Origin of the sequence: Acidiphilium sp. AL, from assembly GCF_025499445.1 — a bacterium.
In the GTDB taxonomy this organism is placed as follows: domain Bacteria; phylum Pseudomonadota; class Alphaproteobacteria; order Acetobacterales; family Acetobacteraceae; genus Acidiphilium; species Acidiphilium iwatense.
On sequence record NZ_JAIMBZ010000077.1, the window covers coordinates 1 to 7378 of the forward strand.

Genomic DNA, 7378 nt, shown 5'->3' on the forward strand with positions numbered 1-7378 from the left:
ATGCTATACGAACTCATCCCCACCATGCCGGAGCCTCGCCTGCTGCCACTGGTCCAGAAATTCGCCGATATGCTCGCCGACCTGCCCGTCTTCGCCGAGACTTTCGGGGCAGTGTGAAAATGAGGGGAGTCTTGAGGGGCGATAGCACATTTCGAGCGGCGGTTGATCGCCGAGCGAACCAAGGACGGCATTGCCGCCGCGCGGGCGCGCGGCAAGCGGCCTGGCCGGCAGCCGCTCGACTCCGATAGGATCGCAGCTGCACTCAAGCTCGTATCGGCCGGGCTCTCGCCGACTGCGGCGGCACGTCAGCTCGGAGGCGGCACGTCAGCTCGGACTTGGGCGCTCGACGGTCTATCGTGAAGTCAGTCGCGCCGGCATCCAGCGCCTCCCATAGCGGTAAGCCCGATCCCTGACGCGATCGCACAATTCTCTCTTGACAATAAAATGAATTACGGTTCACTACTTACATGGCTTATTGGCGAACACCGAAAATGGCAAGCCGCCTTGCCGAGACGCGCGAAGAGATCATCGCAGCGACATTGCGGGTGGTCTGGAAGTGCGGGTATGCCGACGCCACGGTCGCGGGGATTGCGGCCGAGGCTGGCGTTGCCACGGGGCTGATCTACAAGCATTTTCCGTCGAAGGACGATCTGTTCGACGAGGTGTTTCAACGCATCTCGACGCGCGAAATTGCCGTCTGCCGCGCCGCCGCGTCCATGACCGGGACGGCGGCAGACCGGATATCGAGGGTGGTGGAAACCTTCGCGCGCCGCGCGTTCAAAGGCCGCCGGCTGGCCGTTGCGCTGCTCGTCGAATCAGCGGGTCAGGCTGTAGAGGCGGATCGCCTCAAGTTTCGTCGTCCCTATCAGGATATTTTCGCGGACATTATCCGAAGTGGGGTCCTCGCCGGGGAACTCCCTGATCAGGACGCCGAACTTGTCGCCGCAGCGCTAGTCGGCGGGATCGTCGAGTGTCTCATCGGCCCGCTGTCGAGAGTAGGAAATTCCGAAATCGATGCGGTGATCGCGACGCTCCGAGCGTTTTGCGTTCGTGCGTCCGGCGGCCAATCGCATGTGACACGATCAAGCGCAATTGTGATGGCCTGAGACGATGAAACACGACACGCAAATTGAAACCCTGAAAACCCTGCTTCAGCTTCGCGAACAGCGGCGCGACCAGGAAATGCTCGACAAAGTGGTGCAAATTCCGGTTCGCAACTACACCGATTCTGCGGTCCTCGAGCGCGAGATGGCCACCGTGTTTCACGACTACCCGATGATAGCCGGGCACGCTTCGCATGTGCGGGAAACGGGCTCATATTTACTGAGCGATTGGAACAGGTTCCCTTATGTCGTGGTCCGCGACAAGGAAGGAACCCTCCGCGCTTTCCTCAACGCCTGCCGTCATCGTGGCGCGTGGATCGTCTCGGGCAAAGAGGACAGAATCAAAGCGTTCGTCTGCCCATTCCACGGCTGGGTTTACGATCTCGATGGATCGCTCAGAGCCATCACGAAGCCCTACATGTTTCCGGACCTCGATTATTGTAAATTCGGTCTGGTCGAGCTCACGGTCGTCGAGCACAGCGGCTTGATCTGGATTCACCCGACGCCCGGCGCGACGATCGACATCGCCTCGTACCTCGGGCCGATCGGTGACGACCTCGAGCGTTTCGGGATCGACAAGGTCATCAGATTCCGCAAAACGTCAGTCATCAAGAAGGCGAATTGGAAACTCCTTCTGAAGACCTATCTGGAGGGATATCACGTTCCTTTCCTGCATCGGGACACGATCTCGAAAGTCTTCAAGAAGGGCGTGATCGCTCACTTTGAGCACGGGCCACACATTCGACTGGCGGCTGCTCGGGCGAACATCCTCGACGCGCTTCAGGCGGACCGCCAAGCTTGGCGGATACTCGACTATGCCTCGGTCTATTACAGCCTGTTCCCGAACACTTTTTTCATCATGCATCCCGACTACGTGTCGATCAACGCGTTCTACCCGGAAGCCCCGGATCGAACGATCTGGACCCATGAGATGCTATACCGGGAGCCGGATTTTCCGGGTGAGAAGGGTCAGGCGGCTCTCGCCAAGCGCTTCGAGTATACCAACGATGTCGTCTTCGACACGGAAGATTTTGCTGTCGCGGAAGACGTTCAGGTCGGACTCCGTTATGGCGGCAACGAATTCCACACACTCGGTCTTGAAGAAGGCCTGCTCGCCCTATTCCAGCAGAGTATCGATCAGGTTCTTGCCTCGGGCAGGACGGCAATGTGACCCAGCAGCGCGCCGGATATGGGCCTGACCACAACGGCAGTGTTCCAAGCCCCGTCTGGGCCGGCATAAGCAACGTGCAAGATGTTCTACTTACGGCTCAGGGCTTTCAGGGTTTCATTCATACGCCCAAGTTTGAAGGCCTGAGCCTTCGTTCGCTGATACCAGAAGACATCTATCGGTTCGAGAATTTCGTCAGACGCCTGACCCGTCAAGCTCTTCGCCAGCGATTTGGTTGTCGAGGCGACCCTCAGCCGGCCACCATCAAGCGGTATATGTTCGAGAGCCATCATCCTGACCTAGTGGTCCAGGGCGTCTTTGATCCGACCGGCGAGATGGTCGCTTTAGTTTCTGTCGGCCAGCATCTTGCCACAGAACTCGAACTGGCACTTGTTGTCAGGTCCGATCTTACTGGGCAAGGTCTCGGAAGCGCTCTGATGGGAGCGCTCGATAATTGGCTCGGAAATCTGCCCATCATAGCTATCGATGCTGTTCTTCTAGTCGATAATGCCGTAGCGGTTGGAATGGCGATGCGCAGGGGATTCGTCGCTGCAGGGCAATCAGACAGATCCATCCATCTGCAAAAGTCGCTGAAATCGGCGACCTGCTCCTGCTGTCGAACGCTGGCTTTCGAAGCGCGACATTAAAGGGGGAAAAGTGGACGACCTACAAGCATTTGCTCGGCATATATTCGAGTCACAGCCGTTCAGCCGATTCATCGGTGCCCAATTAACGAACGCCGGTCCGAAAGATGCCGAATTGACTCTGCCGATCACGGACAATCTGAAGCAACAGCACGGGTTCGTTCATGGCGGAGCAATTAGCTATCTCGCCGACAATGCGATCACCTTCGCCGGTGGGCTGGCCCTTGGAGGCAATGCGCTCATCTCGGAATTCAAGATCAACTACCTGAAGCCCGCACGCGGCTCACATCTGGTCGCACGGGCTCAAGCCAAGGGCATCGGAAAGCGCCAAGTCGTGTGTCAATGCGAAATCTATGCGGTTGAAGACGGCGAAGAGAAACTATGCGCGATCGCTCAAGGCACCGTCGTTCCTGCTTCCTGAAAATCGCAGCCTCCGCCATACTCTGGACCGATCACACTTCTTTCCCGGAGTGCTTCACCAAATAAACCGATCCCACTGATTAGGTTCTATATTTGTTTGGCTTTGCTACTGAATTTTGGCCCAGCGGTGATGGCGAATTTTGGCCCACCCCCGTCATCAACCTAGGGTCACCTCGGCACGATCGGGGGGCCACGCGTGGATTGGAAAGCCAAAGTGGAATTATTCGAGCAGCTCCGTCGGGAGCATGAGTTTGGGATCGGCACGGTTGCCGGTGTAGCGGCAAAATTTGGGGTTCATCGGCGGCGCCAAGCGCTGGCGGGCGCGTTGCCGCCTGTGCATCAGTATCCGTCACGGGTGAAGCCGAAGCTGGATGGGGTGGTTGAACTGGACCCTGCGGTGAGGACCAACGCCGGGTGGAATTAAGGTGGAAGCGGCGCCGTTCTGATCTCCATTTATATTACGCTGCTTGCTGCTGTTGTGGCTGTGGGTATGTGGGCGGAGCTGCGAAGGTTCCATCGACGCAGTCGATGGAAAGCAGCGGAGGGAACGCGATAGCGTTGTCCAAGCTGGGCCGAGGGATAGTGTTTTCTGGCTGCATGGCTCTCGATCTTTTACGATGTGATCGAGCAAGTCGATTTCCAATTTGGTCAGGGCACACCGTGGAGGTTCGGCTGGGGTAGTGCGATTGGCCATGGTAAGCCAGAAAATCCGCCAACTGATCAGGCAGAAGATCGCGATCAAATTCGCGAGGCGTTGCGCAGTCCGGAGCTTGGCATCTTCGGCTTTGCAACCCGATTTGAGGATCTTGTGAAAAACCTCGATCTTCCACCGAAAAGCATACCACTATAGCTTCTCGATCGTATCGCGCCGGGACCGCACGGCGAGATCGGTAATCAGCTTCCATTTGATTTTCTCACGATTTTTCGGTGATCCCCTTTCTTCGGCATGGATCACCGTGAGGATCAATGGCGGATATCGTTTCTGTTTGCCGATCGGCGGCAATACCGTGATCTTGCGATATTTGAGCTCCAGGATTGCTTCATCAGGTTCCCCCCGCCCGTTCCGTATCTCGATACGATGCAGACCGGCGACCTTGACCTCTTTCATCTCCGTGGCAATCGTGTGACCGCCGTCGCCCGCCAGGCGATCGACACATGTCCTGATCAGAAAATGGGTTCCCATCTCCTGGGCCGTACAAAACAACTCGTAAATATCGCTTTCCCGGTCGCCGATGTGAACGCATCGACCCGGATCATCGAGCAATTCTGTTGACTGGCGTAGATTTTCCAGCCACCGAAAGCTCTCCTTCTGCTCGATCGGCACCCTGGTCGGGTTGATCTTGCGCTTGAGGGCCGCCGTGCCTTTGAATTTCTTGCGCGTCCAGAATTTGACCGCCGCAAGGCCCAGCGGCAGGCCCTCGCGTGTCAGGACGAGGCTCGAATGCATCAAAATGCCGCAGACCGCGTGCGACCGTATCCGGCCAGCCTTGTCGCGCCCGCTGTTGACGCTCTTCGTCAGCCCGATCGCTGCCTGATCTTCCCTTTGAAAAGTGAATTCCGTCGTGTCGTGCAGAACAAAAGCAAGATCCTCGGTGGCCGCCATTCGCTCTCTGGTCGCTGCAAAATGGCCGACCATGATATCGGCCTCATTCACCCGGTCGTTCGAAAAAAACCGATAGGCCGCCTTGGTGTGAGCCCAGTCCTGGCAGGCTCTGGGAATAGTTTCTCCCACCGCACCTCCAATCCGGCCCAATAGATCCCCCAACCGCTTCTTCAGACGCTCATCCGCCAAATGACAACCGGATACCTCCCGATCAAACCATGTCGTATCTGTCTCGTCCATCGCACCGCCTCCGAATCGGTGCCAGACAAGGAATCACACACGATTCGAGCCGGGCAATACCCAGACCCCAAACATCTCAAAAATGTGGGTAATCGAAAGCTGCCCCGGTCGGTTACCAACGCCATCACGCCGGCTTCGCCGACGCCGATCCTGCGCGCCTTGGATACAGACGGGGCTGTTCAGCCGTCGTCCTTCCCTGGAAACGCGGTTCTTGACCCACCCCATAAAAGTCAAGAGGGATCGGCAGACGTCACTCGATGGACGATTCGAACGCGCAACCGCAATGCCCCGCTCCAGATGGCGTGGCACAAATTGGCACAGTTTCCCGTCCCGCTGACAAGTTTTGGTGACACATAGTCCCTATATCTTGCTTTCGGCGGGCAAAGCTCTGCCGCAGCGGCACACGGAGATTCTCCGTAGGATCGCGCATCTTTGCCAGATCCAAACTCGATGGAAGCACCATGACCGAAAACGCTCCCCTGATCCGGGCATTCTTCGACGAAACCACCCATACGGTGAGCTATCTCGTGGCCGACCTTGCCACCCGCCGTGCCGCGGTAATCGATCCCGTGCTCGATTACGACGCAGGGTCAGGCGAGGTAGACACGCGCCCCGTCGAGGCAATCCTGCGCGCCGCCGAGGCGGATGGGCTCGTCATCGAGCACGCGTTGGAAACCCACGCCCACGCCGATCATTTGTCGGGCGCTCCGTTCATCAAAATGCATACCGGCGCGCGGATCGGAATCGGCGAGCATATTCGTGATGTGCAGCGTATTTTCCGGCCGGTTTTCAATGCGACCGACGTGAAGGCTGATGGCGGCGATTTCGATTGCCTGTTTCGCGATGGTGAACGCTTCCGCATCGGCGGTCTGGAGGTAGAAGTGCTGCACGTTCCGGGCCACACGCCTGCCGATATCGCGTATAAAATCGGCGATGCGGTGTTCGTGGGCGACAGTCTGTTCATGCCCGATTACGGCACGGCGCGCGCCGATTTTCCGGGTGGTGACGCGCATCAGCTCTACCGTTCAATCCACCGCCTGCTCGCACTACCCCTGGAAACGCGGCTGTTCATGTGCCACGACTACAAGGCGCCTGGACGCGATCACTACGCCTGGGAGACCACGGTGGCCGAGCAGCGCGCCGGCAACAAGCACGTCCATGACGGCGTCACCGAAGACGAGTTCGTCGCGATGCGAGAAGCGCGTGACGCGACCCTCGCCGCTCCAGCGCTTCTGCTGCCGTCGATCCAGGTCAATATCCGCGCCGGGCGGTTTCCGCCCGCCGAGTCCAACGGCGTGTGTTACCTGCTCATCCCTGTGAAATCCAAAGGCGGGCCGACTATGGCGTCCGACCGGGCCGATTAAATCAAGACGGCCGACAGCCGAAATTTGCACCAATGATGTCGAGGATGAATATCATGAAACGTCGTACCGTTGCCGCTGGAATCGGCGGACTTATTTCGGGTTCAATTGCGCTTTTCGGGTTCGGCCGCAAGGCGGCTCTGGCTGACTCATCTGGAGGCATGACGGGTGGGATGATGTCCGGCAATGGCATGCAGGACATGATGTCGCGGGGGAACATGATGGGGCCGATGAAACTCGGCATGGAACTGTTCGAACGCCACGCTGAAATCCAACGCGCCACGGAATATTTGCCGAACGGCATCATTGACGCGACGGTTTCGAGTAACCCAAAAACAGCCGGCATCATCCAGGCGCATGTGATCGAAATGTATCGGCGCTTGGCCGAGAACCGCCCGTTCAATTATATGATGAGCCCCAGCGCCACCGCGATGCTGCAGAATCCCACAAAATACCGGCGCTCCTATCGGCTGTTGCCGACCGGCATCGAGGTGACCGAGACCTCGGATGACCCGGAAATGGTCAAGGTGATCTACGCGCACGCCAAGGAGCTCGACCGCTTCGCCAAGGACGGCATGCCAGCGATGATGCGCGGCATGATGGGGAACAAAATGTAGCGATCAGATTGCGAACTGCGCTTGCAACATGCCAGTCTGCCCAAGAGAACCAATGACTCACACCATGAACCGCGCCGGGTTTTCCGGAGGCCATTTTGTTTGACTCAGGCGACCATAGCCAGCTCGTTCAGTTGTTCATAGTAGCGCGCCTCGGCCTCGGCGGGTGGGATGTTGCCGATCGGCTCGAGGAGACGCCGGTGGTTGAACCAGTCCACCCATTCG

At 58.0% G+C, this 7378-nt stretch carries 9 protein-coding genes; 8 read left to right on the forward strand and 1 reads right to left on the reverse strand.

Translation table 11 applies throughout. The annotated features are described in order from the left end of the window. Positions 1-162: 162 nt before the first annotated feature. The 6 genes from AiwAL_RS20325 to AiwAL_RS19470 all read left to right on the forward strand — a co-directional run bounded on the left by AiwAL_RS20325 (position 163) and on the right by AiwAL_RS19470 (position 4185). A complete protein-coding gene (locus tag AiwAL_RS20325) occupies positions 163-360 on the forward strand; it encodes a recombinase family protein (RefSeq protein WP_316044810.1) in 198 nt (65 codons plus the stop codon). A gap of 131 nt (positions 361-491) precedes the next feature. Beyond that, positions 492-1106 carry a TetR/AcrR family transcriptional regulator gene (locus AiwAL_RS19450; RefSeq protein WP_235706199.1) on the forward strand — a complete coding sequence of 205 codons (615 nt, stop codon included), beginning with the start codon at positions 492-494 and terminating at the stop codon, positions 1104-1106. Between the two features lie 4 nt (positions 1107-1110). Further along, positions 1111-2274 (forward strand): aromatic ring-hydroxylating dioxygenase subunit alpha, encoded by a 1164-nt coding sequence (locus tag AiwAL_RS19455; RefSeq protein WP_262313400.1) that lies wholly within the window; start codon positions 1111-1113, stop codon positions 2272-2274. Next, positions 2271-2918 (forward strand): GNAT family N-acetyltransferase, encoded by a 648-nt coding sequence (locus AiwAL_RS19460; protein ID WP_262313401.1) that lies wholly within the window; start codon positions 2271-2273, stop codon positions 2916-2918. Before AiwAL_RS19455 ends, AiwAL_RS19460 begins: the two co-directional genes overlap by 4 nt. Positions 2919-2928: 10 nt before the next feature. Beyond that, positions 2929-3336, forward strand: a complete 408-nt coding sequence (locus tag AiwAL_RS19465; RefSeq protein ID WP_235706192.1) for a PaaI family thioesterase — start codon at positions 2929-2931, stop codon at positions 3334-3336. Positions 3337-3954: 618 nt separating this feature from the next. After that, positions 3955-4185, forward strand: coding sequence for a hypothetical protein (locus AiwAL_RS19470; protein WP_235706191.1), 231 nt, complete (start codon positions 3955-3957; stop codon positions 4183-4185). Here AiwAL_RS19470 and AiwAL_RS19475 read toward each other — a convergent pair. Next, complete coding sequence (locus tag AiwAL_RS19475) at positions 4180-5178, reverse strand: IS4 family transposase (RefSeq protein ID WP_235706190.1); 999 nt, start codon at positions 5176-5178, stop codon at positions 4180-4182. The genes AiwAL_RS19470 and AiwAL_RS19475 overlap by 6 nt on opposite strands. A 461-nt stretch (positions 5179-5639) precedes the next feature. Here AiwAL_RS19475 and AiwAL_RS19480 point away from each other — a divergent pair, with 461 nt between their 5' ends. Together AiwAL_RS19480 and AiwAL_RS19485 are read left to right on the forward strand one after the other, a co-directional pair. Then, complete coding sequence (locus AiwAL_RS19480) at positions 5640-6542, forward strand: MBL fold metallo-hydrolase (protein WP_235706189.1); 903 nt, start codon at positions 5640-5642, stop codon at positions 6540-6542. Between the two features lie 44 nt (positions 6543-6586). Next, entirely contained in the window at positions 6587-7156 is a 570-nt protein-coding gene (locus AiwAL_RS19485; protein ID WP_262313402.1) for a hypothetical protein, read from the forward strand. The last annotated feature ends 222 nt before the right edge of the window (positions 7157-7378 follow it).

Excerpts from the sequence above, each read along its gene's own strand:
- AiwAL_RS19450 (WP_235706199.1), top strand. The coding sequence starts at position 492 with ATGGCAAGCCGCCTTGCCGAGACGCGCGAAGAGATCATCGCAGCGACA.
- AiwAL_RS19455 (WP_262313400.1), top strand. The coding sequence starts at position 1,111 with ATGAAACACGACACGCAAATTGAAACCCTGAAAACCCTGCTTCAGCTT.
- AiwAL_RS19475 (WP_235706190.1), bottom strand. The coding sequence starts at position 5,178 with ATGGACGAGACAGATACGACATGGTTTGATCGGGAGGTATCCGGTTGT.
- AiwAL_RS19480 (WP_235706189.1), top strand. The coding sequence starts at position 5,640 with ATGACCGAAAACGCTCCCCTGATCCGGGCATTCTTCGACGAAACCACC.
- AiwAL_RS19485 (WP_262313402.1), top strand. The coding sequence starts at position 6,587 with ATGAATATCATGAAACGTCGTACCGTTGCCGCTGGAATCGGCGGACTT.